Source organism: Bradyrhizobium sp. PMVTL-01 (assembly GCF_051861855.1).
Classification (GTDB): Bacteria; Pseudomonadota; Alphaproteobacteria; order Rhizobiales; family Xanthobacteraceae; genus Bradyrhizobium.
This window is the reverse complement of record NZ_CP193982.1, coordinates 7,709,732-7,732,793: the sequence shown is the minus strand read 5'-3', so window position 1 is coordinate 7,732,793 and position 23,062 is coordinate 7,709,732. Positions and strand designations below refer to the sequence as shown.

Here is a 23,062-nt window from a genome sequence, read left to right as displayed (position 1 = left end):
GGCATCGCTTATGTACGCTTACGACGAAATCGACCGCACGCTCGTCAACGAGCGCGTCTCGGAGTTCCGCGACCAGGTGAAGCGGCGCCTCTCCGGCGAGCTCACCGAGGACGAGTTCAAGATCCTGCGCTTGCAGAACGGCGTCTATCTGCAGCTGCACGCCTATATGTTCCGCGTCGCGATCCCCTACGGAACGCTGGCAACGAACCAGTTGCGGGCGCTGGCGCATGTTGCGCGCAAATACGATCGCGGCTATGGCCATTTCACCACGCGACAGAACATCCAGTTCAACTGGATCAAGCTCGCAGAGCTGCCGGACGCGCTGGCTGATCTCGCCGAGGTCGGCATCCATGCGATGCAGACCTCCGGCAACAACATGCGCAACGTCACCTCGGACCAGTGGGCCGGTGTCGCCCCGGGCGAGATCGAGGACCCGCGCATCTGGTCGGAGCTGATCCGCCAGCACACCACGCTGCATCCGGAATTCTCGTTCCTGCCGCGCAAGTTCAAGATCGCGATCACCGCGTCGGACCATGACCGAGCCGCGATCAAGATCCACGATATCGGCCTGCGGCTGATCAAGAACGAGAAGGGCGAGACCGGCTTCGAGGTGCTGGTCGGCGGCGGCCTCGGCCGCACCCCGTTCATCGCCAAGACCATCAAGCACTTCGTGCACGGCCGCGATATCCTCAGCTACATCGAGGCGATCCTGCGCGTCTACAACCAGTACGGTCGCCGCGACAACATCTACAAGGCGCGCATCAAGATCCTGGTGCACGAGCTCGGTATCGAGAAGTTCTCGCGCGAGGTCGAGGAGGAGTGGCAGCAGATCCGCAACTCCTCGCTCCAGATCGACGACGAGGTGATCGAGGACATCCGTTCGCGCTTCACCTATCCGGCGTACGAGAAGCTGCCGCACATGCCGGACGAGCTGCGCCAGGCCGCGGCCGATCCCGAGTTCGAGGCCTGGCGCAAGAACTCGGTGGCTCCGCACAAGGTGCAGGGCTATTCGATCGTCACCATCTCGCTGAAGCCGACCGGCGGGCCTCCGGGCGACGCCACGGCCGAGCAGATGGATGCGCTGGCCGATCTCGCCGACAAATATTCCTTCGGCGAGATCCGGGTCGGCCACGAGCAGAACCTGGCGCTGCCGCACGTCGCCAAGCGCGACCTGCCGGCGCTGTGGAAGGCGCTCGACAAGCTCGGCCTCGCAACGCCCAACGTCAACCTGATCACCGACATCATCGCCTGCCCGGGTCTGGACTATTGCTCGCTGGCGAATGCGCGCTCGATCCCGATCGCGCAGGAACTGACGCGGCGCTTCGCCAATCACGAGCTCGCCAATCTGATCGGCCGTCTCCACATCAACATCTCCGGCTGCATCAATGCGTGCGGCCATCACCATGTCGGCCATATCGGCATTCTCGGCGTCGAGAAGAACGGCGAGGAGGTCTACCAGATCACCATCGGCGGCCGCGCCGACGAGAACGCCGCGCTCGGCACCCTGATCGGTCCTGGCGTGAAGTTCGACGAGGTCGCTGATGTCGTCGAGGACATCGTGGAAGCTTATCTGGCGCTGCGCGAGCGCCCGGAAGAGTTGTTCATGGATACGGTGAAGCGCCTCGGCGTCGAGCCCTTCAAGGAGCGCGTCTATGCCACTCGTTAACGGCGGAAAGATCGCCGACGACAGCTTCGTCAAGCTCGCCGTCGACACCCCGCTGCCCGAGGGCGGCGACATCCTGGTGCCGGCCGAGCGCTTCCTCGGCGAGGCCGACGCGTTGCTCAGGCGTTCGGGCAAGGTCGGCGTGATCTGGCCGAACAATCGCGACATTGCCGAGCTCGTGCCCTATCTCGGCAGGATCGCCGCGGTCGCACTGGTGTTCCCGACCTTCCGCGACGGGCGCGCCTACAGCCAGGCGCGGCTGCTGCGCGAGCGATACAACTATCGCGGCGAACTGCGCGCGACGGGACAGGTGCTGCGCGACCAGTTCGTCTTCATGCTGCGGGCCGGCTTCGACTCCTTCGACGTCAAGAAGCAGGCCGACGCGGAAGCCTTCATGCAGACCGCCAAGCGCTATTCGGTGTTCTACCAGCCGACCGGCGACGGCCGGATCACGGCGCTGCACCGGCGCATGCAGCTGCGTCATTCCGAAGGTGTCGGCACGTGAACGCGATCGCGCCCCAGGTTTCGTCCGTCGCTGCGCTGCCTTCGGCGGAAGAGCTCGATCGCGCCCTGCGCGATGCGGCGCCCGCGCAGATCATTGCCGCGGCGCTGGAGACCGTCGGGCGCGAGAAGCTTGCGCTGGTGTCGTCCTTCGGCACGGAATCGGCGACGCTGTTGAAGGTGATGGCGGATGTCGATCCCGCGATCCCCGTGATCTTCCTCGATACCGGATGGCTGTTCGAGGAGACGCTGGCCTATCGCGACACGCTGATCGCGGCGCTGGGTCTGAAGGACGTGCGCTCGATCAAGCCGGCCGAGGAGACGCTGTCGCGCGAGGATCCCGACCGCGACCTCTGGTTCTCCGATCCCGATGCCTGCTGCCGCATCCGCAAGGTCGAGCCGCTGGCGCGCGCGTTGAAGCCGTTCGACGCCTGGCTCAACGGCCGCAAGCGCTTCCAGGGCAATGCACGCGCCGATATTCCCGTCGTCGAGGAAGACGGCGCGCGGTTGAAGTTCAATCCCTTCGCCAACGTGTCGCGCGAGGAACTCGAGGCGATCTTCGTCCGCGCCAAATTGCCGCGTCATCCTCTGGCTGTCTCCGGTTTCCTGTCGGTTGGGTGTATGCCTTGCACCAGCAGAACGGCCGAGGGCGAGGATGCGCGCGCCGGTCGCTGGCGCGGCCGGGCCAAGACAGAATGCGGCATCCACACGATGAAGACTTCGTAGCACAGTCAGGCTGTCACGCTGCGAACAAGAAAATCCGGTTCCGTTGACTTAAGAGCGTTTCACCCTGAGTTATGCCTGCCATCGATGACGCCGATGTAGTCGAGGTGAATGGAGATGGACATGATGCGCCGTATCGTCCCGCTCGCGGCAGGACTGCTTTGGGCAAGCTCGGCTCTCGCCGCCGACATCAATCTTCTGAACGTGTCGTACGATCCGACGCGCGAGCTCTATGTCGACTTCAACAAGGCGTTCGCGACCGCCTATCAGAAGGAAACCGGCAAGAGCGTCGAGATCAAGCAGTCGCATAACGGTTCGGGCGCGTCCTCGCGCAGCGTCATCGACGGCCTGCCTGCGGACGTGGTGACGCTCGCGCTCGCTTACGACATCGACGCGATTGCGGCCAAGGGATTGACCGCGGCCGACTGGCAGAAGCGGCTCCCGCAGAATTCGTCGCCCTATACGTCGACCATCGTGTTCCTGGTACGCAAGGGTAATCCGAAAGGCATCAAGGACTGGGATGACCTGATCAAGCCGGGCGTCGCCGTAATCACGCCGAACCCGAAGACGTCCGGTGGCGCGCGTTGGAATTATCTGGCGGCCTGGGGCTACGCCGAGAAGAAGTTCGGCTCGGCCGACAAGGCCAAGGACTTCATCGCCAAACTCTACCAGCAGGTACCGGTACTCGATACCGGCGCACGCGGTTCGACCGTGACTTTCGTCGAGCGCGGCGTCGGCGACGTGCTGCTCGCCTGGGAGAACGAGGCTTACCTCGCCTTGAAGGAATTTGGCCCGCAGAAGTTCGAGATCGTCGCGCCGCGCCAATCCATCCTGGCGGAGCCGCCGGTCGCGGTGGTCGACAAGGTCGTCGAGAAGAAGGGCACCCGCGGCGTGGCTGAAGCCTATCTCCAGTTCTGGTATACCAAGGAAGGGCAGGAGATCGCTGCGCGCAACTTCTATCGTCCACGCGACGCCGAGATCGCCAAAAAGTATGAAAACTCCTTTGCCAAGGTCGAGCTGTTCACGATCGACGATGTTTTTGGCGGCTGGACCAAGGCGCAGAAGGAACATTTTGCCGATGGCGGCGTCTTTGATCAGATCTACAAGAACTGATCGGGCGCCGTCATAAAGGGCTTTAGCAGGGGGCCTGGTGAGCGCACTCGCAGCACGACGCCGGACATTGCCGGGCTTCGGTCTCACGATGGGACTGACGCTTTCCTGGCTGTCAATCATCATCCTGATTCCGCTCGCCGGCCTGTTCCTGCGCACGCTCGAACTGAGCCCCGAGCAGTTCTGGGCCATCCTCTCCAGCCGCCGCACCCTGAACGCGCTTCGGGTCTCCTTCGGCCTCGCCTTCGCGGCGGCCTGCGTCAATCTCGTGATGGGCAGCATCATCGTCTGGGCGCTGGTGCGCTACCGCTTTCCCGGCCGACGCATCTTCGACGCCATCGTCGACGTGCCGTTCGCGTTGCCGACAGCGGTGGCCGGCGTCGCGCTGACCGCGCTGTTCGCCGAGAAGGGCTGGCTGGGCGCGCCGCTCGCCGCGCTCGGCATCAAGGTGGCGTTCACGCCGGTCGGCATCTTCGTCGCCATGATCTTCATCGGTATCCCCTTCGTGGTGCGCACGGTGCAGCCGGTGCTGCAGGATCTCGACCCCGAGATCGAGGAGGCCGCGGGCAGCCTGGGGGCCAGCCGCTGGCAGACCATCATCCGCGTGATCCTGCCCTCGCTCGCGCCGGCGTTGCTCACGGGCCTCGCGCTGGCCTTCGCCCGCGCGGTCGGCGAATACGGCTCGGTGATCTTCATCGCCGGCAATCTGCCGAACGTCTCCGAGATCGCGCCGCTCCTGATCGTGATCCGGCTCTCCGAATTCCGCTATGCGGACGCGACCGCCATTGCGGTGGTCATGCTCGTCGTGTCCTTCGTCATCATCTTCGCGGTCAACCGGCTCCAGCGCTGGGCGCAGAGCCGGATTCCGGCGCGCTGAGGGGGATGCCATGACGATGCAGATCGCAGATACCGTGTCGCTCTCGGCCTCCGATGCCAATGCACGTGAAAAGGCGCGCGCGCATGCGGCAGCCGCGCGCGACAACCTTCGTACCGAGCCGCGTGCGGTGCGCATCGCCATCATCACGCTCGCGGTGCTGTTCCTCACCGTCTTCGTCGTGCTGCCGCTGGTGGTCGTGTTCGCGCAGGCGTTTTCACGCGGCATCCTTGCCTATCTCGCTGCGCTCGCCGAGCCGGAGGCGATGGCGGCGATCAGGCTGACGTTGATCGTCGCGGCGATCTCGGTCGGCCTCAATCTGGTGTTCGGTCTCGTCGCCGCCTGGGCGATCGCCAAGTTCGAGTTCAAGGGCAAGACGTTCCTGATCACGCTGATCGACCTGCCGTTCTCCGTCAGCCCGGTGATCTCGGGCCTCGTCTTCGTGCTGCTGTTCGGCGCGCAGGGCTATTTCGGCGGCTGGCTGCGCGACCACGACGTCCAGATCCTGTTCGCGGTGCCCGGCATCGCGCTCGCAACCACTTTCGTGACGTTTCCCTTCGTGGCGCGCGCGTTGATCCCCTTGATGCAGGAACAGGGCACGCAGGAGGAGGAGGCCGCGATCTCGCTCGGCGCCTCCGGCCTGCAGACCTTCTTCCGCGTCACGCTGCCCAACATCAAATGGGGAGTGCTCTATGGCGTCCTGCTCTGCAATGCCCGCGCGATGGGCGAGTTCGGCGCGGTCTCGGTCGTCTCCGGCCACATTCGCGGCGAGACCAACACCATGCCGCTCCTGGTCGAGATCCTCTACAACGAGTACCAGTTCGTCGCCGCCTTCGCCATCGCCTCGTTGCTGGCGATGCTGGCGCTGATCACGCTGATCGCAAAATCCGTTCTCGAACGTCATCTCGACGAAGGAGAAGACGCAAGTGACTATTGAAGTCAGGAATCTCGTCAAGAAGTTCGGCAGCTTTGCCGCCCTCGACGGCGTCGACCTCAAGGTCGACAACGGCGAATTGCTGGCGCTGCTCGGGCCTTCCGGCTCCGGCAAGACCACCTTGCTGCGGATCATCGCTGGTCTCGACTGGCCTGACTCCGGTGAGGTCTCCTTCAACGGCGAGGACGCGCTGGCGCAGGGTGCGCGCGAGCGCCATGTCGGCTTCGTGTTCCAGCACTACGCCCTGTTCCGGCATATGACGGTGTTCGAGAACGTCGCCTTCGGCCTGCGGGTGCAGCCGCGCGCGGTCCGCAAGGACGAAGCCACCATCCGAGCGCGGGTCAAGGAACTGCTCGACCTCGTGCAGCTCGATTGGCTTGCCGACCGCTATCCGAGCCAGCTCTCCGGCGGTCAGCGCCAGCGCATCGCGCTTGCCCGGGCGCTCGCGATCGAGCCGCGCATCCTCCTGCTCGACGAGCCCTTTGGTGCGCTCGATGCGAAGGTGCGGAAAGAGCTGCGCAAATGGCTGCGCTCGCTGCATCACGAGATCAACGTCACCTCGATCTTCGTGACTCACGACCAGGAGGAGGCGCTCGAAGTCGCCAACCGCGTCGTGGTGATGGACAAGGGTCGGATCGAGCAGATCGGCTCGCCCGACGATGTCTATGAGAGCCCGGCGACGGCGTTCGTCCACGGCTTCATCGGCGAGTCCATCGAGCTGCCGGTCCAGGTCGATGGCGGCGTGATCAGGCTCGGCGAGCGGCCGCTTCAGCTCGCCGCGGACGGGCTTGCGCCTGGCGCGTCAAAGCTGTTCGTACGGCGACATGACATGCTGGTCGGGCCGCCGGGCACCGGCGCTTTCGAGGGCGCGATTCAGCATGTCCGCAATTTTGGTCCCGTGCAGCGGGCCGAGATCGCGCTGTCAGGCGGTGAAACCATCGAGATCGATGCCCCCCGCGACAAGGAACTCCGCGCCGGCGACACCATAGGCCTCAATCCCCGCCGCTACCGGATCTTTGCGGGCTGAGGCCGCCGCCCCCGGAACGACAGCTACGATTTTCCTCAAAATTCACCTTTCAGCCACGGTTGGTATGCAACAACGGCCCCTCATTTGGGGGCCTCGATTCATGCGCGCTGCGGCCGCAATTCTCATCCTTTTGCTGCTCGCCGGCTGTGCCGGCAACGAAGCACCGGTCCAGCAGCCGTCGATGTATACCGACATGGCGGTCCCCGGAGCCCAGCTCGACCCGCAGGCCGCGGCTGTGATGATCTCGCAATACCGCCAGAACAACATGCTCGGCACGGTCGTGATCGACCCTGATCTGATGCGGCTCGCCGAATCCCAGTCGCAGGCCATGGCGGCCGCCAACAAGATGGACCACGATGTCCGCGCGCCGCTGGCCAAGCGCCTTGCTACCGGCGGCTATCCGGCCACGGTTGCCGTCGAGAACGTCTCGGCCGGCTATCATACGCTGGCGGAAGCGTTTTCCGGCTGGCGCGACTCGCCTCCGCACCGCGCCAACATGCTCAAGAGTGGTGTCACAAAATTGGGCATTGCCGCGAGCTATGCTCCTGGCACCAAATACAAGGTGTTCTGGACCATGATCCTGGCCTCGACAGAGCCCCGATAAGCCAGACTTGATCCCGGGATGCATTGACGCCGCGGCGGACTGTCGTCACGGTGGCGCGCCATTTGCTGTTGCTCCCTTATGCTATTGTTCTCTTATGACCGATCATAGACCGGAATCCGCCAGCGTCCCCGCCAATGCGCAACGCGTCCTGGTCCTGCAGGGCGGCGGCGCGCTCGGCTCCTATCAGGCCGGCGCCTATCAGGCGCTCTGCGGCTATGGCTTCGAGCCGGAGTGGGTCGCCGGCATCTCCATCGGCGCGATCAACGCCGCCATCATCGCCGGCAATGAGGGCCACTCCCGCGTCGCGCGGCTGAAGGAATTCTGGGAAATGGTCTCGGCGCCGGTGCCGTGGAAACCGGTCGGCAAGAGCGATCACAGCCGCGAGCTGTTCAACTCGACGAGCGCGGCGCTGATCGCCACCTTCGGCGTGCCCGGCTTCTTCGTGCCGCGCGTCCCGCCCGCGCCGATGTGGCCGCCTGGCCATCCCGAGGCCGAGAGCTATTACGATACCGCGCCGCTGAAGAAGACGCTGGAGCGGCTGGTCGATTTCGACCGCATCAACGACCTCAAGACGCGCTTCTCCGTCGGCGCGGTCGGCGTCACCTCGGGCAACTTCAGGTATTTCGACAATTACGAGTTCAAGAAGCTCGGCAAGAAGATCGGTCCCGAGCACATCATGGCCTCCGGCGCGCTGCCGCCGGGCTTTCCGTCCGTGATCATCGACGGTGAGCATTACTGGGACGGCGGCATCGCCTCCAACACCCCGCTCGATTACGTGCTCGACGCCGAGGTCGCGCGCGACATGCTGATCTTCCAGGTCGATCTGTTTTCCGCGCGCGGCGACCTGCCGAATTCGCTGCTGGAGGCCGCCGAGCGGGAGAAGGACATCCGCTATTCCAGCCGCACGCGCATGAATACGGACAAGAACAAGCAGATCCACAATGCCCGCCGGGCCGTGCGGGACTTGATTTCCAAATTGCCCGATTATCTCAAGAACGACCCTTCCGTCGAATTCCTTGCCAAGGCAGCACGTGAGAGCACTGTCACGGTGGTTCATTTGATCTATCGCAGCAAGAACTACGAATCCTCGTCCAAGGACTACGACTTCTCGCATGTCGCCATGGTCGAGCATTGGGAGGCCGGCGTGCGCGACGTTCACCTGTCGATGCGGCACAAGGACTGGCTCGAGAAGCCGCAGTCCGGCGAGACCATGGTGGCCTACGATCTCACGGGGGACGTCACCGCGCCCCCGCCAAAAAGGAGCGAATAACATGGGTACTCTGTCAGGCAAGAACGCCGTCGTGACCGGTTCGACCAGCGGCATCGGGCTCGCCTACGCGCGCGCCTTCGCTGGCGCCGGCGCCAACGTCGTCATCAACGGCTTTGGCTCGCCGGAAGACATCGAGAAGGAGCGCACCAAGATCGAGTCCGACTTCGGCGTGAAGGCCGTCTACTCACCCGCCGACATGAGCAAGCCCGCCGAGATCGCCGGCATGATCGCACTCGGCGAGAAGTCGTTCGGCTCGGTCGACATCCTCGTCAACAATGCCGGCATCCAGTTCGTCTCGCCGATCGAGGAGTTCCCGCCGGAGAAATGGGACCAGATCATCGCAATCAACCTGTCCTCGGCTTTTCATGCCATTCGCGCCGCGGTGCCCGGCATGAAGAAGAAGGGCTGGGGCCGCATCATCAACACGGCGTCGGCGCACTCGCTGGTCGCCTCGCCCTTCAAGTCGGCCTATGTGTCGGCCAAGCACGGCATCGCCGGCCTCACCAAGACCGTGGCGCTGGAAGTGGCAACCCACAAGATCACCTGCAACTGCATCAGCCCCGGCTATGTCTGGACGCCGCTGGTGGAGAAGCAGATCCCCGACACCATGAAGGCGCGCGGCCTGACGCGCGAGCAGGTCATCAACGACGTGCTGCTCGACGCGCAGCCGACCAAGGAGTTCGTCACCTCCGAGCAGGTCGCCGCGCTGGCGCTGTTCCTGTGCAGCGACGAGGCCGCGCAGATCACCGGCACCAACCTGTCGATCGACGGCGGCTGGACGGCGGAGTAGGTCGCCCCGGTTCAGCCAGCTCGCTGTCATGCCCCGCCTTGACCGGGGCATCCAGTAGGCCCCGGCTCATCGATTCAATCACAGCTTTCTCGGACTACTGGATCGCCCGGTCAAGCCGGGCGATGACAGCGAGAGTGAAGCCCGGTCTCTGGCCTAATGCGTCCAGGTCAGCGCCGTCACGATCGCGGACGACAAGTTCAGCTCCGCGAACATGATCTTGCCGGCGACCACGAACAGCACGCTGGCAAGGGGCAGGCGCAGCACCGTCTCGGGGACGCGCGCCGCGCTGTTTTCGCCTCATTCGGCGGCATGCGGCGAAAGGGCCGTTCCCCGGCACCGGCAGGCGCGCAGCGCCTATTTGCCAAACGCCAGCACGTGCAGTCCCAGGCGCTGCCGGACGATCCAGAACAGCAGCACCGTCTCGAAGGTGAGCGAGATCGAGGTCGCGGCCGCCGCGCCATGGCCGCCGTAGCGCGGCACCAGGATGAGGCAGAGCACGAGGTTCATCGCGAAGGCGAGCGCATAGGCGAGCGCGCAGATCTTCTGCTCGCCGAGCATGTTGAGCAGGCGCTCGACCGGGCCGATCGCGGCGCGCACCACGAGGCCGATCGCGGCGACGAACATGATGTCGTAGCCGACCACGAATTGCGGCCCGAACAGCCGGAGCAGCGGCCTGCCGAGCGCGAGCAGCACGACGGTCGCCGCCAGCGACGGCCAGAACGTCCAGTTGATGGCGTGCGCGACGTAAGCCGACAGACGCCCCTTGTCGCCGCTGGCGTTGTATTCCGCGAAGCGATGCGCCGTCGTCGCCGACATCGCGTAGTGGATGAACGAGACCAGCGCCAGCGTCTTCACCACGGCGAAATAGACGCCGACCTCGTCGGACGGGCGGAACTGCTGCAGCACCAGCACATCGGTGTAGGAGAGGAGCAGGTAGAAGCTCTCCACCAGCAGGATCGGCAGCGACACGGCGAGCCAGCCGCGCACGTCATAGGCCTTCGGCCCGGGTGTGATGTGATCGGCGAGCTTGCGGTTCAGCACCACCATCTGCCCGGTCATCGCGATCCACACCGCACCGAGGCTTGCGATCATCGCGGCGACCGCGCCGAGATGATAGCCGAGCAGGAACGCAGCGCCCGTGATGCCGATGATCAGCGCCTGGCGGATGATGAATTGCGGCATCAGGCCGAGCTGCATCCAGTCATGCGAGCGCGCGATGCCGTCCTGGGTGTTGGCGACGACGAAGGCGGGCAGCGTCATGCAGCCGATATAGAGCGGCAGCATCTGGCCGGCATCGACCCAGGGCGAAAGCAGTTTGACGATGCCGGCAAGGCCGAGCGACATCAGCGTGGAGGCGGCAAAGGTCAGCCAGCGGCTGCCGGAGAGGAAGCCGCGCAGCAGCGCATGCTCGCCGCTCGTGCGGTACTCCGGAATGATTTTCTGCGCGGAGGCCGAGATGCCGAGATCCATCATGCTGCCGAGCAGCAGCACCCAGGTCCAGACGTAGACGTAGATGCCGTAGTCGGACGTGCCCATCCAGCGCGCAAGCAGCACCTGCGAGACATAGGCAAGGCCCGCGCTGATCACGCGGATGATGAAGATTGTGCCCGCCAGTCGCCGCGTCAGCGACGCCTCGCTCGATCCGCCCGTGAGCCTTTCCCGCAGCCGCGCCATCAGCCCGGCCGGTCCGGTTGTTGCGGGTTGTGCATCCATGACGGCCACGTCGAGGTCCCCAAGCGTCCCGTACCAAGCGTTCCGCATGCTGCGGCAGCCTTTGACCTAGCAACCATTCGTTAAGATACGGTTGGGTCAATGATGTTGTCCCGGCCTAGGCGCGTACGCATGAACTGGCGCGGTGGTCAGGCCGTGTATGAGGTGAGTGCTGTGCCGAGAGGGCCAGCGACCATCAGCTGGAAGACAGGCGTCCTGGCTCCCCGTTGGTCCACTCAGGACGACAACCCCGGTCCGGTATGAAACAGGCGGCCCCTTGGGGCCGCCCGACTTGGCCTAAGTGCGGACGGGTTATTGGCAGAGATGCTGGAGACCGTCAGCACCCTTGTACGAGGTGCCAGGCCTGCAGACGATGCCGTTGCGAGCGGCATATGCAGACCAGTTGCCGTTCCAGCCGTAACCGCCGCCGACGCCGCCGCCATACATGGCGTAGGAATTGCCCCAGCCGCCGGGATTGCCCCAGCTGCCGGCGGCGGGAGCGGCCACTGGCGCCGGCTGTCGATACGCCGTTCGACGAGATGCTTGCCGATACCGAGGGCCGGTTGGGGTAGTGCCGGTTCCAAGACCCGTGCAGTTGGCGAATTCAGCTTGGCAGAGGTCCGGATTGGATTGGGCCCACTGCGCTGGTGCCGCAGAGCTGTACAAGGCGGATGCCGCAACCACGGCCGCCCCAAGAATCCTTAGATTCATCATGGCTTGCTCCTTGTGGTTTGACGTGGCGCTGAATGCCACGCTTGACGGAAACTATACGACGCTTGCGAGACTGACCATGCTGCGTCGGCTTCGCCAAACTCGGGACTGCTCTGGGTCCGGGAACAGTAATGCTCTGACTGATCGTAAGATTTCCGCTTGAGCGTCAGAGCCTGACGTCTGCGCCTTCTCGAGTACACGTTCTCGTGTGCAACTATGCACGGAGCAGGGATGATCGGGAAACATCATTCCAGGTTCGTGTTGAACTCGTACGACTTCTCCGGACCAACCAGCGTGAACTTCAGCGCTGCGCCCTCAGCCTTGGCGCCTGGCGGCAGCCCGTCGAGTTCAAATAAGAAGCGCTTCACGCCGGGCGGGCTGGGCTCGACCGGCGCGGGGATCGGCAACGACCAATCGGGCGTCGGCCCTTCGACGAACAAATTGACGTTGCGGCCATCAGGCACGATCACGTCGACCACCACATTCTTGGCCCCGTCACGTTTGACGTCGCGAATGGTCAGCGGATTGGGATCGCCGATATTGGCGGGCTTCGGCACGGTGTCGAGCGCGGCACGCAGGTTCGCATCTTCGGTCGAGGCCACGCTGTTGAAGCCGAGCTCGGCATGGGCCTCGACGGGAATGCAGAGTTTCTCGCACACCGCGTAGTTGATCTCGGCACGCAGCGTCACGGGCTTGTCGGCGGACTTGGCGACGATGCGCAGCGGCAGCACGATCTGGTCGTGATAGCCGATCGAATGGCCGCCCGCGCCGTCGTCGAACTTCAGCGGCGCCGGCCACATCACCGTCACCGCTTCGACATTTTCTGATTTTGAGAAGTCGAACCGCGGCGGAACGCCGGAATCGCCGGGCATGCGCCAGTAGGTCTTCCAGCCGTGCTGGAGCTGGAAGGCGATACCGCCGAGCAGCACGGCGCCGCTGCGTGATCCCGCCACCAGCCGCACTGCGGAATGCCCGTCGCGCTGCCAGGGCGAGGCGTCGTCGGCGCGCGCGGCAAGCGCCGAGGCAAGCAGGGTTGTCGCGACGCCAATCGCCGCACGCAGGGGAACTCTTGTCAGCATGGCACGTCTTTAAAGGGTGACACCCAGGCAAACCATTGAATTGCTTGTGATGGATGCACTCGAATTGAGTCTCTGCAAGCCTTGATTTGACAGCGGCTAGGTCCGACATCAGGATAGGAATTGAACCCGGAGTGCTTCTCGATGGCTCCCACTGGCAAGAGGACGGGCGAAAGCACCCGCGGCGCGGGCGCCGGGCTTCCCAATTCGGCCGGTTATCTCGACGGCCGGCTCCTGATCGCGATGCCCGTGATGGGCGATCCCCGTTTCGAGCGCTCGGTGATCTATCTCTGCGCCCACTCGGCCGAAGGCGCCATGGGCATCATCGTTAACCACCCGGCCGGCAGCATCGACTTCCCCGAGCTGTTGCAGCAGCTCGGCATCATCAGGAAAGGCGAGCACATCAAGCTGCCCGGGAACGCCGAGAGCATGAAGGTGCTGCAGGGCGGTCCCGTCGACACCGGCCGCGGCTTCGTGCTGCATTCCAGCGACTTCTACATCGAGAAGGCGACGCTGCGGATCGACGACGGCGTCTGCCTCACCGCGACCGTCGACATCCTGCGCGCGATCGCCAATGGCTCCGGCCCCAAGCACGCCATCCTCGCGCTCGGCTATGCCGGCTGGGCGCCGGGCCAGCTCGAGACCGAGATCCAGAGCAATGGCTGGCTGCATTGCGATGCCGATGCGGACCTGATCTTCGGCGACGACGTCGACGAGAAATACGGCCGCGCCCTGCGCAAGATCGGCATCGACCCCGGCATGCTCTCGAACGAGGCCGGGCACGCATAGCGGGCGTCTGCTTCGCTTCGCTCGTAACGACAGAGTGTGTTGACGCGCCGGCGCCCTGTCGTCGGCATCTTTGCCGTTGCGGCCTTCACACGACGCCCACGCCTACTCCGCCGCCTGCTGCTGCACCGTCGGCGCGGTCCCTGCGACCGTCGCCCTGCGCATGTCGCGGGGCTGGGACTGGTCGTAGCGGCGGACTCGGTGCATGGTCTGGCGGTTGTCCCACATGACGAGATCATGCAGCTTCCATTTGTGGACGTAGACGAACTCTGCTTGCGTCGCGTGTTCATTCAAATCGCGCAGCAAGAGGCGTCCCTCCGGCACGCTCATGCCGACGATCTTGCCGGCATGCGATGAGAGATACAGCGATTTGCGGCGATGCACGGGATGCGTCCGCACCAGTCGCTGCAGCACCGGCTTGAACATCTCCTTCTCGTCATCGGTATACTCGGTGAAGCCGAGCGATCCCCGCGAATACATCAGCGAGTGCTCGCAGACGAGGTCCTCGATCTCCGCCTTGGTCTCCTCGTCCAGCGCGTCATAGGCCGCGCGCATGTCGGCGAACTCGGTGTTGCCGCCCTTCGGGTTCACCACCCGGGCCGATAGCAGCGAGAACTTCGCCGGAATCGGGCGGAACGAGCTGTCGGAATGCCACAGGCAATTGCCGAGGTTGAACAGGTGCGCGCGGCTGTCCTTCGCCAGCGGCTTGCCGTCCTTGCCGAGATTGGAGACGTCGTTGAGCCCCGACTGCAGCCGGTAATCCTTCTCCTTGGTCACGGTGCCGCCGCGTGCATCCTCGCGCTGGCCGAAATTCAGAGCAAAGGCCATCTGCTGCTCGTCGGTGATGTCCTGGTCGTGGAAGACGAGCACGGCATACCTGTCCATGGCAGCCTCGACCTCGCGCGCCTCGTCAGCTGTGAGAGGCTTGCGCAGATCGAGGCCGGACACCTCGCCGACAAAATGTTTCTGAAGCTGCCGGATGGCGATCGTCATGACGTTCTCTCCCGCGTGCCGCGAACGGTTGCTCCCGTTCTGTCGGTGAAAAAGCTACTCCCGCACCCGCAGTTGTCAACGCGCGGCGCGCATGGCTCTCACGCGTTCCGTGCCATCAGCCCGCCATCGACCGGGATGACCGCGCCAGTGAGGAACGACGCCGCCGGCAGGCACAGGCTCAAGGTCATATGCGCGACCTCTTCAGGGTCGCCGTAGCGGCCGAGTGCGGTGCGGCGCCTGGCGTAGATGGTCTTGTGCTCTTCCGGGATGCGGTCGGTGATGGCGGTGCGGATCGGGCCCGGGCAGATGCAGTTGACGGTGATGCCTTCACGGCCGAGCTCGACCGCCAGCGAACGTGTGAGGCTCGCGACGCCGCCCTTCGCCGCCGAATAGGGGCTGTGCAAGGCGGTGGCGCCGAGCGCCTCGGTGGAGGCGATGTTGACGATGCGCGGGCTCTTCGACCGGCGCAAATGCGGCAGCGCCGCGCGGACGATGCGCGGATGCGCCGTCAGCATCACGGCGATGCCTTTGGCCCAGGCGTCTTCGTAAGCTTCCTCGTCGATCGCGACACGCACGGAGATGCCGGCATTGTTGACGACGATATCGAGTCCGCCGAAATGCGCCGCGACATCGCCGACCACGCGCTTGATCTCGCCGCCGTCGGCGACGTCGAGCTTCCACGCCTTCGCCGCGCCGCCGCTCGCCGCGATCTCTTTCGCGACCAAATGGGCGCCTTGCTCGTCGTAATCAGTGACGGCGACTTTCGCGCCCTCGCGCGCGAACACGTGCGCAGTCGCACGGCCCATGCCGCTCCCTGCGCCCGTGACGAGAACGATCAGGCCCTTCACGGACCGGCTCAGTTCCTTGAACTCGGACATGCTGTTTCCTTGCGGCCTGTGGCTCGTTGTTATGATTGACAAGGCTGGCATCGATCCGCAGACAGGTCAAACAAGCAAAACAAAAGGGGAGGCCGCGATGGCGAACGAGCTGGATTTTTCGGGCAAGCAGGTGCTGGTCGTCGGCGGTTCCAGCGGCATCGGCAACGGCATCGCACAGGCCTTTCGCAGCAAGGGCGCAGCTGTTTCGGTCTGCGGCACGCGTGCTCATGCAACGGAATATTCTGCCGAGGAGGGGTCCGATCTCACCGGTCTTTCCTATGCGCAGCTCGACGCCAGCAACGCTGCGGCGATCGACGCGTTCAAGCCGTCGTTCGATCGCCTCGACATTCTCGTGCTCGCGCAGGGCGCGGTGATCTATCGCCGCGGCGAATTCGAGATGGCGGGCTTCCGCAAGGTCGTCGAGGTCAATCTGATGAGCCTGATGGCGTGCGCGACGCGGTTTCATTCCATGTTGCGGGATGCGAAGGGCGCGCTGATCATGGTGTCCTCGACCGCGGCCTATCACTCCACCATGGGCAATCCCGCCTACAACGCCTCGAAGACCGGCGCAGTCGGATTGACGCGCACGCTGGGCGAGGCTTGGGCCGAGGACGGCATCCGCGTCAACGGCATCGCGCCCGGGCTCGTCGATACCAAGATGACGAAGGTGACGACCGACAATCCCAAGCGGCTCGAAGCGGCGTTGTCGCGGATTCCGCTGCGTCGATTGGGCACGCCGGCCGACATGGCAGGCGCAGCCTTGTTTCTGGCCTCGCCGCTGTCGTCCTACATCATCGGCCAGACGCTGGTCGTCGATGGCGGGCTGATCTTGTAGCGGATCCCGTAGCCCGGATGGAGCGCAGCGTAATCCGGGGTCCTTCAATACGGCTGACGCTGTCCCGGATTGCGCTCGCTCCATGGACTACACACTACACTTTCGTCACGGCTTGGAACTGCGCTGCTCCTGATCGGTTACTTGGGCTGACCCCCGAGGAGGAGCATCATGGACACGGATCGTATTGTCGGATCAACCAAGGAATACGCCGGACGCGCCGAAGGCGCGGTCGGAGACCTGGCGGGCGACGCCAAGACGCAGGCGTCGGGCAAGGCGCGGGAAGCCGCAGGCACGGTGCAGAACCTCTACGGCCAGGCCAAGGATGCAGTGCGTGATGCCGCGGATACCGCGACGAGCTACGCCAAGGACGCCTATGAGAACAGCGGCGACAGTTTCCGCGATGGCACGCAGGCGCTGTCGAAGAAAGTGCAGGACAATCCGCTCGGCGCACTGCTCGTTGCCGGCGGCATCGGCTTTGCGCTCGCGCTTCTGATGTCGCGCCCCGCCCGGCGTCAGCCGCCGCGCTGGCGTTATTACGGCTGAGCGACCTGCCACGTCATTCCGGGTTCGCGCTTCGCGCGCCCCGGAATGACATCTCAAATCAACAGAGCTCGATTATCGGACTTCCGCCGCGCGCCCGACATTGCCGGGCGGGCGCGGGAACGCAGGGTTCTGCGCCGGATTGCGCGGCCCGGGTGCCGGCGTCATTTGCCGAGGGGCCGGTGGCGAGCCAAAGCCGAAGCCGAAGAAATCCCCGAACGACGGCGTGGCCTGCGCCGGCTGCCGCTGTGGCGCGACGGACGGCTTCTTCGGCGCGAGCTTGGGCGGGGCGATCGCCGCGGCCGCTCCCGATGATGCACTGGGAGAGGCGGTGGCGCCGTCGGGCGTCGTCGCGGCCATCGGCGTATCGCCCTTGGCCTGCTCGCGGCCGACCTCGCGGCGCGGCCAGGCATAATCGTCGGCGCGTCCGGCGGGGGCCGTCAGGGGCTCGCCCTTCACCATCGTCTTCGCGGCGAGCGCATCGACGGCGGCGGGACGCGAGCCAGGGCCACCCAGCAATTGCTCGGTCGAGATCGAGGCCGCGACCAGCGGCACGATGGGGCCGGCCAGCGGCCGCGGCGCCGGCTTGCCGGGCTCGGCGCTGGTGTCGGGGGTCGCAGGCTCGCTCGGCAGCGCGATCGGGCCGGAGCGCCCGGCCAGCAGGCGCGTGATCTCTCGCTCGACATAGTGAGCGAGTTTTCGTGCGCCCGGCTTGGTGAAGTAGACGCCGTCGGAGCTGCGGAGCTGGCGGATCTGGCCTTCGAAGTCGGGGCCCTTCTGCAGGAAGCGGCCGGCTTCGTCGACAAAACCGTCCCAGACGTCGACATAGGTGATGCCGGCCTTGGCCGCGCCCTCGCGGTAGAGCGAATCCAGGAACAGCATGTCAGCCGTTCCCTTCTGTCCCCGGATCGCGGGCAGGCCGACCCAGAGTACCGGCACACCCTTGGCCTTGAGCAAATTGGCCAGTTCCTCGACCTTCTTGGTGTAGAGCTCGACCCAGCGCTCGTCGCGGAATTCATAGAGGCCGTTCGGATTGCGTGCCGTCTTTTCCGGCGCGGCCGCGGGCGCGTCGGCATTGTCGGCGTCATCCTGCGGCAGGTCGGCATCGGCAGGCTTGTCGTCCGGCTTGGCGGCGGTGTCGCCGGGCTTGGCGTCGCCGGGCTTCGCCGGCTGCTTGGCGCGCGCGCCCTTGTCGTTCTTCTTGTCCTTGTCTTTGTCCGACTTGTCGGCCGTGGGCTCGCGGATCGCGATGCGGTCGTTGAGGCCGAGCATGACGACGATCACGTCGGGCTTCTCGGTCTCCAGGATTCCCTTCGCCGCCGCGGTCCAGTCCGACGGGTCGCCCTTCGGCTGGTACTTGATCAGGCCGGACGAGGTCTTGTGCTTGCGGATGACGCCCAAGTCGGGCTGCTCGGTGTAGGCGTCCTCGAGGCCGTAGGCGAGCCAGTCGGCCATGCCGTCGCCGATCACCAGCACGTTCTTGTCGGGCGTGGTCTCGCGCTTGGCTGGCGCCGGTGCGCGCGAAAAATCCTGGCGCGGCGCCTGTGGCTGCTGCTGCTGCTGCTGCTGCTGCTGGAACGGCTGGAAGAAGTCGCCGCCGAACCAGCCGCCGCCACCCTGGCGCGGCGGCGGGGCCGAGCGCTGCGGCGGGCCGCCGAAGCCGGGGAAGTTGAAGAACTGTGCGGAGGCGGGTCCCGCGATCGAGACCAACATCGCAAGCGCCGTTCCCAGCGCGATCAGCAGGCCGGTCTCGGTCAGCGCCTTGAACAGGGACTTCTTAGACATGCGATCTCGGCCGCGCGCAAGGGGGTTTGGAAGCTCGATATAATAACGGAATCGGGCGCCAAACGGGCAGATTCCATTGCAGATTTTCTGCAGATTTTCGCGCCATACACCGGGGAACGGCCGCTCCCGTCAAGGCCGGGGGGCAAAATCCCTGTTCAGGGTTACTTTTGGCGCGATTTTACCGCCCGCGCAGCCGGTCCAGCACGTCGGAGGAGGCAAATCCGTCGGCGGGGATCCCAATCGAGGCCTGGAAATTGCGCAGCGCTTCCCTCGTCTGGCCGCCGAACTGGCCGTCCGGAGTGCCCTTGTAGAAGCCGCGCTGGGCCAGAAGCTGCTGCAGTTCCAGTCGCTCGGTGCGGGACAGCTCACGCTCCTGGCGCGGCCAGGGCTGCACGAAGGGCTGCCCCCCACGCAAGCGGTCGGCGAAATGGCCGATCGCCAGCGCATAAGCCTCGGCCGGGTTGTACTTCATGATGACCCGGTAGTTCTGCAGCATCAGGAAGCCGGGGCCCTGCGCGCCCGCCGGGGCCAGCAGATAGGCTTTCTCCGCCGGGTGCGGGAAGGGCTGATTGGTCGCCCGCTTCAGCCCGAGCTTCTCCCACTGCGCAATCGTCATCGCCTTGGCCCGGTCGGCCAGCATGTAGTTGAACCCCTGCGGCACCACGACCTCGAAGCCCCAGGTCTGGCCGGGCTGCCAGCCGTCCTTCTTCAGGTTGTTGGCGGTCGAGGCAATCAAGTCGGTGGGATTGTCGACGACGTCGCGCCGTCCGTCGCCGTCGCCATCGACGGCAAAGCGCTTGAACGCGGTTGGCATGAACTGGGTCGGGCCGAAGGCGCCGGCCCAGGAGCCGCGCATCTGCTCCGGGCGCAGATCGCCGCGGTTGAGGATCTCCAATGCGGATAGGAACTCGTCCTTGAAATAGGCCTGGCGGCGGCCGATGCAGGCGAGCGTCGCGGTCGATTGCAGCACGCTGCGGTCGCCCATCTGCGTCGAGTAATTGGACTCGATACCCCAGATCGCGGCGATGATGTAGCGATCGACGCCGGTGGCCTTTTCGGTGGCGTCGAACTGCGCCTTGTATTTGGCGAGCACCTCGCGGCCCTTGGCGAGGCGGTTGTCATTCACGAGGATGTCGAGATAATCCCAGATCGACTTGGTGAACTCCGGCTGCGAGTCCATCAGGTCCATGATGCGCAGATCGGGGCTGAGCCCAGCGGTGAAGCGATGGAAGTTGTCCTGGCTGATGCCGCGCCGTGCGGCATCGGGCCACATCCCGGCAACGCAATTGTCGAAATTGCCGGCGGCTTCGCGGATCGCGGCGGCCGTCATCAGCGGATGGCCGGAGGCGCCGTCCTCGCCGCTCCAGGGCTGCGCGCCTCCGGGGCTTGGTGCGCCTTGCGAGGGCGCGGGATTGCCGCCGGAGAAAATGCCGCCGAACAGGTTCGACAGCCCGTTCTGCGCCTGCGCCTGTGCGCAAGCCGGCAGTAACAACGCGGCGGCAATCATAGCTCCACCGGTCACGGATCTAGCACGTTTTGCCAGCCCTGCCATCGATTGCATCATGTCCCACCTGTCCGGCCAAAAATCCGCCATCAGCAGGCCCGGCACCGGTTGCCAATAGCTTAACAAAGGTGAAATTTTAGTGGCTGCTTTTTTCGTAACTCTGTGATCGCGAGGCCCCACATCCGCCTTTGTTAGCGGCTGCAAACAGTCTAGCAAGTCACCATTGCTCCCTTCACGCCGTCAGGTACTCGATCAGCCCCATGAAAATTCGAAAAGCTGTATTCCCCGTCGCCGGCCTCGGCACCCGCGTCCTGCCCGCCACCAAGGCGATGCCGAAGGAGATGCTGACCATCGTCGACAAGCCGCTGATCCAGTACGTGTATGACGAGGCGAGGGAGGCCGGCATCGAGCATTTCATCTTCGTCACCGGCCGCAACAAAAACGTCATCGAAGATCATTTCGACAGGATGTTCGAGCTCGACGCCACGCTGGCGGCGCGCGGCAAGAAGGCCGAGCAGGAGATCCTGGCACAGAACCAGCCGGATGCCGGCGCCGTCAGCTTCACCCGCCAGCAGGCGCCGCTCGGCCTCGGCCACGCGGTCTGGTGTGCACGCGACATCGTCGGCAACGAGCCGTTCGCGGTCCTGCTGCCGGACGAGCTCGTGCTCAACACGCCCGGCTGCCTGAAGCAGATGATCGAGACCGCGGCAACGCTCGGCGAGAAATCCAATCTGATCGCGGTCGAGGCGGTGCCCGACCATCTCACCCATCAATACGGCATCTGCGGTGTCGGAAAACGCACCGGCAAGATGTTCGAGGTCGACGGCATGGTCGAGAAGCCGGCCAAGGGCACCGCGCCCTCCAATCTCTCGATCACCGGCCGCTACATCCTGCAGCCCGAGATCTTCAAGATCCTGGAAACGCAGGAGCGCGGCGCCGGCGGGGAGATCCAGCTCACCGACGCCATGATCGGCCTCGCCAAATCGCAGAAATTCTACGGCGTCGAGTTCGAGGGCGAGCGCCATGATTGCGGCTCCAAGCCCGGCTTCCTCCGCGCCAACATCGCCTACGGCCTGAAGCGCCCCGAGCTGCGCGACGGGCTGATCGCGGAGATGAAAAAATATCTGGGGCAGTAGCTCCCGTCATCATTGCGAGCGAAGCGAAGCAAACCAGAATCTTTCCGTCAGAAAGTCTGGACTTCGTCGCAGGAGCTCCTCGCAACGACGGGGAGAGAACCCCTCACGCCACCAGCGAAAGCTTCGGCAGGCTCGCGACCACGGACTGGTTGCGGCCGCCGGCTTTGGCGGCGTAGAGCGCCTTGTCGGCGGCGGCGACCAGGACCGCCCAGTCCATGCCGGCGGTGGGGACGAGGCTGGCGATGCCGCAGGACACCGTCGACGTGGCCTGGTCGTCGGACCAGCCCTGCACCTTGAGGCGGATCGTCTCGGCGATCTTGAACGCCTCGGTGGCCGGGGTGTCCGGCAGCAGCACCGCGAATTCCTCCCCGCCATAGCGCGCGGCGCAATCGCCGGCGCGCCGCACCGAGTCGGAAATGCAGATGGCGATGCCGACCAGCACCTGGTCGCCGGCCTGGTGGCCGCACGTGTCGTTGTAGGCCTTGAAGTGATCGGCATCGATCATCAGCAGCGCGACCGGCGTCTTCTGGCGCATGGCGCGCCGCCATTCGACGTCGATGACGGTGTCGAACTTGCGGCGGTTCTTCAGGCCGGTGAGCGCGTCCGTCGTCGCCAGCTCCTCGAGCTTGCGCTCGGCCTCGGCGCGTCGGCCGATCTCGCGCGCGAGCACGAGGCTCGATGCCAGCATGAACACGATCAGCGCCAGCACGACGGCGCCGATTCGATAGGCCTCCTTCCGCCACAGCTTGAACACCGCGCTCAGGGGCTTGCCTGCCACGACGAATAGCGGGCCCTCGCCGTTGCTGCGAACATAGAGCCGCGGCGTGGTGTCGACGGGGCCTTGCCCCGCATAGGAAGCTCCGGCGCGGAGATTGTCGGCCTTCCAGCTCTGACGGTCGTTCAGGTTCCTGCCAATCACGTCGAGGTCGAACGGCCGCCGCATCATGATGGTGCGGTCGTGGTTGAGCACCGTGATGGTGTCTTCGGGATCGAGGCTCAGGCGCTCGAACAATTCGTGGAAATAGCTGAAGCGGATCGAGCCGGCGACGACCCCGAGGAAGCCGCCGTCGGTGTCGCTGATGCGCCGGCTCAGCACGATCGAATAGGCGCCGCGAAACAGCATCGGGCGGCTGATGAAGAGGCCGGCGCCGGGATCGTCGCGGTGAACCCTGAAATAATCCTCCTCGCCGCGGTTTTCCGGCAAGGGATCGAGCGTGGAGGCGTCGATGGTCAGCCGGCCCTCGGCGTCATAGACCTGGATGGCGCCGAAATGCCTGGCCGTCGTCGCGTGATCGAACAGGATCAGGTGCCGGACCGGCTTCGAGGCCGTGGCGAGCTCCGGCAGCAGCATGTTGCTGGCGACGGCCCTCAGCGACAAATCGTAGATCTCGATGTTGCGGCCGATGTCGGACTCGATGCTCGTGGCGAGGTTTTCCAGCGTCTGGCGGGCCAGCGCCTCCTCGCCGCGGCGCATGTCGAGCATGACGTTGACGCAAATCGCGGAAAAGCCGATCACCGTCACCACGGACGAGATGATCAGCAGCTTCGCCGAAATCCGCCACGGCCGGCGGGCCATGACTTCGCGCCATCCAGACGGCATCGTTTGCTCCCG

General features: G+C 65.0%; 22 protein-coding genes. 14 read left to right on the top strand and 8 right to left on the bottom strand.

The annotated features are described in order from the left end of the window. Positions 1 to 10: 10 nt before the first annotated feature. The 10 genes from ACRQ5Q_RS37250 (at position 11) to ACRQ5Q_RS37205 (ending at position 9,496) form a co-directional block, all read left to right on the top strand. Positions 11 to 1,666 (top strand): nitrite/sulfite reductase, encoded by a 1,656-nt coding sequence (locus tag ACRQ5Q_RS37250; protein WP_439370550.1) that lies wholly within the window; start codon positions 11 to 13, stop codon positions 1,664 to 1,666. Further along, on the top strand, positions 1,653 to 2,168 hold the full coding sequence (locus ACRQ5Q_RS37245; protein ID WP_439394818.1) for a DUF934 domain-containing protein: 516 nt from the start codon (positions 1,653 to 1,655) through the stop codon (positions 2,166 to 2,168). Before ACRQ5Q_RS37250 ends, ACRQ5Q_RS37245 begins: the two co-directional genes overlap by 14 nt. Next, a complete protein-coding gene (locus tag ACRQ5Q_RS37240; RefSeq protein ID WP_439370548.1) occupies positions 2,165 to 2,890 on the top strand; it encodes a phosphoadenylyl-sulfate reductase in 726 nt (241 codons plus the stop codon). The genes ACRQ5Q_RS37245 and ACRQ5Q_RS37240 overlap by 4 nt, the downstream gene beginning before the upstream one ends. 120 nt (positions 2,891 to 3,010) lie before the next feature. Beyond that, positions 3,011 to 4,000 carry a sulfate ABC transporter substrate-binding protein gene (locus ACRQ5Q_RS37235; RefSeq protein ID WP_439370547.1) on the top strand — a complete coding sequence of 330 codons (990 nt, stop codon included), beginning with the start codon at positions 3,011 to 3,013 and terminating at the stop codon, positions 3,998 to 4,000. Between the two features lie 88 nt (positions 4,001 to 4,088). Further along, positions 4,089 to 4,874 (top strand): sulfate ABC transporter permease subunit CysT, encoded by a 786-nt coding sequence (gene cysT / locus ACRQ5Q_RS37230; protein WP_439375699.1) that lies wholly within the window; start codon positions 4,089 to 4,091, stop codon positions 4,872 to 4,874. Between the two features lie 10 nt (positions 4,875 to 4,884). Further along, positions 4,885 to 5,808 carry a sulfate ABC transporter permease subunit CysW gene (gene cysW, locus ACRQ5Q_RS37225; RefSeq protein WP_439370546.1) on the top strand — a complete coding sequence of 308 codons (924 nt, stop codon included), beginning with the start codon at positions 4,885 to 4,887 and terminating at the stop codon, positions 5,806 to 5,808. After that, complete coding sequence (locus tag ACRQ5Q_RS37220) at positions 5,798 to 6,832, top strand: sulfate/molybdate ABC transporter ATP-binding protein (RefSeq protein WP_439370545.1); 1,035 nt, start codon at positions 5,798 to 5,800, stop codon at positions 6,830 to 6,832. Before cysW ends, ACRQ5Q_RS37220 begins: the two co-directional genes overlap by 11 nt. Before the next feature lie 100 nt (positions 6,833 to 6,932). Further along, positions 6,933 to 7,436: a CAP domain-containing protein gene (locus ACRQ5Q_RS37215; protein WP_439370544.1), complete on the top strand. Its 504-nt coding sequence runs from the start codon at positions 6,933 to 6,935 to the stop codon at positions 7,434 to 7,436. A gap of 94 nt (positions 7,437 to 7,530) precedes the next feature. Then, positions 7,531 to 8,706 (top strand): DUF3734 domain-containing protein, encoded by a 1,176-nt coding sequence (locus ACRQ5Q_RS37210; protein ID WP_439370543.1) that lies wholly within the window; start codon positions 7,531 to 7,533, stop codon positions 8,704 to 8,706. 1 nt (position 8,707) lies between these two features. Next, complete coding sequence (locus tag ACRQ5Q_RS37205; RefSeq protein ID WP_439394816.1) at positions 8,708 to 9,496, top strand: 3-hydroxybutyrate dehydrogenase; 789 nt, start codon at positions 8,708 to 8,710, stop codon at positions 9,494 to 9,496. Positions 9,497 to 9,850: 354 nt separating this feature from the next. Here ACRQ5Q_RS37205 and ACRQ5Q_RS37200 read toward each other — a convergent pair whose 3' ends face one another. The 3 genes from ACRQ5Q_RS37200 to ACRQ5Q_RS37190 form a co-directional block, all read right to left on the bottom strand. Next, positions 9,851 to 11,218: a flippase gene (locus ACRQ5Q_RS37200; RefSeq protein WP_439399936.1), complete on the bottom strand. Its 1,368-nt coding sequence runs from the start codon at positions 11,216 to 11,218 to the stop codon at positions 9,851 to 9,853. A gap of 300 nt (positions 11,219 to 11,518) precedes the next feature. Then, positions 11,519 to 11,713 (bottom strand): hypothetical protein, encoded by a 195-nt coding sequence (locus ACRQ5Q_RS37195; RefSeq protein WP_439370541.1) that lies wholly within the window; start codon positions 11,711 to 11,713, stop codon positions 11,519 to 11,521. A gap of 449 nt (positions 11,714 to 12,162) precedes the next feature. Next, entirely contained in the window at positions 12,163 to 12,996 is an 834-nt protein-coding gene (locus ACRQ5Q_RS37190) for a protein-disulfide reductase DsbD domain-containing protein (RefSeq protein WP_439394814.1), read from the bottom strand. Positions 12,997 to 13,137: 141 nt separating this feature from the next. On the opposite strand from ACRQ5Q_RS37190, the gene ACRQ5Q_RS37185 reads away from it, so the two are divergent. Then, positions 13,138 to 13,782, top strand: coding sequence for a YqgE/AlgH family protein (locus ACRQ5Q_RS37185; RefSeq protein WP_439370539.1), 645 nt, complete (start codon positions 13,138 to 13,140; stop codon positions 13,780 to 13,782). Between the two features lie 102 nt (positions 13,783 to 13,884). On the opposite strand, the gene ACRQ5Q_RS37180 is transcribed toward ACRQ5Q_RS37185, so the two are convergent. Then, positions 13,885 to 14,772 (bottom strand): TauD/TfdA dioxygenase family protein, encoded by an 888-nt coding sequence (locus tag ACRQ5Q_RS37180; RefSeq protein ID WP_439370538.1) that lies wholly within the window; start codon positions 14,770 to 14,772, stop codon positions 13,885 to 13,887. Positions 14,773 to 14,870: 98 nt separating this feature from the next. Next, positions 14,871 to 15,650 carry an SDR family NAD(P)-dependent oxidoreductase gene (locus ACRQ5Q_RS37175; RefSeq protein ID WP_439370537.1) on the bottom strand — a complete coding sequence of 260 codons (780 nt, stop codon included), beginning with the start codon at positions 15,648 to 15,650 and terminating at the stop codon, positions 14,871 to 14,873. A gap of 97 nt (positions 15,651 to 15,747) precedes the next feature. Between ACRQ5Q_RS37175 and ACRQ5Q_RS37170 the strand changes: the two genes are divergently transcribed. Both ACRQ5Q_RS37170 and ACRQ5Q_RS37165 read left to right on the top strand, forming a co-directional pair. Further along, positions 15,748 to 16,485 carry an SDR family NAD(P)-dependent oxidoreductase gene (locus tag ACRQ5Q_RS37170; RefSeq protein WP_439394812.1) on the top strand — a complete coding sequence of 246 codons (738 nt, stop codon included), beginning with the start codon at positions 15,748 to 15,750 and terminating at the stop codon, positions 16,483 to 16,485. Positions 16,486 to 16,653: 168 nt separating this feature from the next. Further along, positions 16,654 to 17,028, top strand: a complete 375-nt coding sequence (locus ACRQ5Q_RS37165) for a CsbD family protein (RefSeq protein WP_439370535.1) — start codon at positions 16,654 to 16,656, stop codon at positions 17,026 to 17,028. A 72-nt stretch (positions 17,029 to 17,100) separates the two neighbouring features. Here ACRQ5Q_RS37165 and ACRQ5Q_RS37160 read toward each other — a convergent pair whose 3' ends face one another. Both ACRQ5Q_RS37160 and ACRQ5Q_RS37155 read right to left on the bottom strand, forming a co-directional pair. After that, positions 17,101 to 18,810, bottom strand: coding sequence for an SGNH/GDSL hydrolase family protein (locus ACRQ5Q_RS37160; RefSeq protein ID WP_439394811.1), 1,710 nt, complete (start codon positions 18,808 to 18,810; stop codon positions 17,101 to 17,103). Positions 18,811 to 18,988: 178 nt separating this feature from the next. Further along, positions 18,989 to 20,374, bottom strand: a complete 1,386-nt coding sequence (locus ACRQ5Q_RS37155; protein ID WP_439370533.1) for a lytic murein transglycosylase — start codon at positions 20,372 to 20,374, stop codon at positions 18,989 to 18,991. 200 nt (positions 20,375 to 20,574) lie between these two features. Between ACRQ5Q_RS37155 and ACRQ5Q_RS37150 the strand changes: the two genes are divergently transcribed. Continuing rightward, on the top strand, positions 20,575 to 21,450 hold the full coding sequence (locus ACRQ5Q_RS37150) for a UTP--glucose-1-phosphate uridylyltransferase (protein ID WP_439370532.1): 876 nt from the start codon (positions 20,575 to 20,577) through the stop codon (positions 21,448 to 21,450). 103 nt (positions 21,451 to 21,553) lie between these two features. Here ACRQ5Q_RS37150 and ACRQ5Q_RS37145 read toward each other — a convergent pair whose 3' ends face one another. Continuing rightward, positions 21,554 to 23,050 carry a sensor domain-containing diguanylate cyclase gene (locus ACRQ5Q_RS37145; RefSeq protein WP_439394809.1) on the bottom strand — a complete coding sequence of 499 codons (1,497 nt, stop codon included), beginning with the start codon at positions 23,048 to 23,050 and terminating at the stop codon, positions 21,554 to 21,556. Positions 23,051 to 23,062: the final 12 nt, after the last annotated feature.

Excerpts from the sequence above, each read along its gene's own strand:
- ACRQ5Q_RS37250 (WP_439370550.1), top strand. The coding sequence starts at position 11 with ATGTACGCTTACGACGAAATCGACCGCACGCTCGTCAACGAGCGCGTC.
- ACRQ5Q_RS37245 (WP_439394818.1), top strand. The coding sequence starts at position 1,653 with ATGCCACTCGTTAACGGCGGAAAGATCGCCGACGACAGCTTCGTCAAG.
- ACRQ5Q_RS37235 (WP_439370547.1), top strand. The coding sequence starts at position 3,011 with ATGATGCGCCGTATCGTCCCGCTCGCGGCAGGACTGCTTTGGGCAAGC.
- cysT (WP_439375699.1), top strand. The coding sequence starts at position 4,089 with ATGGGACTGACGCTTTCCTGGCTGTCAATCATCATCCTGATTCCGCTC.
- cysW (WP_439370546.1), top strand. The coding sequence starts at position 4,885 with ATGACGATGCAGATCGCAGATACCGTGTCGCTCTCGGCCTCCGATGCC.
- ACRQ5Q_RS37215 (WP_439370544.1), top strand. The coding sequence starts at position 6,933 with ATGCGCGCTGCGGCCGCAATTCTCATCCTTTTGCTGCTCGCCGGCTGT.
- ACRQ5Q_RS37210 (WP_439370543.1), top strand. The coding sequence starts at position 7,531 with ATGACCGATCATAGACCGGAATCCGCCAGCGTCCCCGCCAATGCGCAA.
- ACRQ5Q_RS37205 (WP_439394816.1), top strand. The coding sequence starts at position 8,708 with ATGGGTACTCTGTCAGGCAAGAACGCCGTCGTGACCGGTTCGACCAGC.
- ACRQ5Q_RS37190 (WP_439394814.1), bottom strand. The coding sequence starts at position 12,996 with ATGCTGACAAGAGTTCCCCTGCGTGCGGCGATTGGCGTCGCGACAACC.
- ACRQ5Q_RS37185 (WP_439370539.1), top strand. The coding sequence starts at position 13,138 with ATGGCTCCCACTGGCAAGAGGACGGGCGAAAGCACCCGCGGCGCGGGC.
- ACRQ5Q_RS37180 (WP_439370538.1), bottom strand. The coding sequence starts at position 14,772 with ATGACGATCGCCATCCGGCAGCTTCAGAAACATTTTGTCGGCGAGGTG.
- ACRQ5Q_RS37175 (WP_439370537.1), bottom strand. The coding sequence starts at position 15,650 with ATGTCCGAGTTCAAGGAACTGAGCCGGTCCGTGAAGGGCCTGATCGTT.
- ACRQ5Q_RS37170 (WP_439394812.1), top strand. The coding sequence starts at position 15,748 with ATGGCGAACGAGCTGGATTTTTCGGGCAAGCAGGTGCTGGTCGTCGGC.
- ACRQ5Q_RS37165 (WP_439370535.1), top strand. The coding sequence starts at position 16,654 with ATGGACACGGATCGTATTGTCGGATCAACCAAGGAATACGCCGGACGC.
- ACRQ5Q_RS37160 (WP_439394811.1), bottom strand. The coding sequence starts at position 18,810 with ATGTCTAAGAAGTCCCTGTTCAAGGCGCTGACCGAGACCGGCCTGCTG.
- ACRQ5Q_RS37155 (WP_439370533.1), bottom strand. The coding sequence starts at position 20,374 with ATGATGCAATCGATGGCAGGGCTGGCAAAACGTGCTAGATCCGTGACC.
- ACRQ5Q_RS37150 (WP_439370532.1), top strand. The coding sequence starts at position 20,575 with ATGAAAATTCGAAAAGCTGTATTCCCCGTCGCCGGCCTCGGCACCCGC.
- ACRQ5Q_RS37145 (WP_439394809.1), bottom strand. The coding sequence starts at position 23,050 with ATGCCGTCTGGATGGCGCGAAGTCATGGCCCGCCGGCCGTGGCGGATT.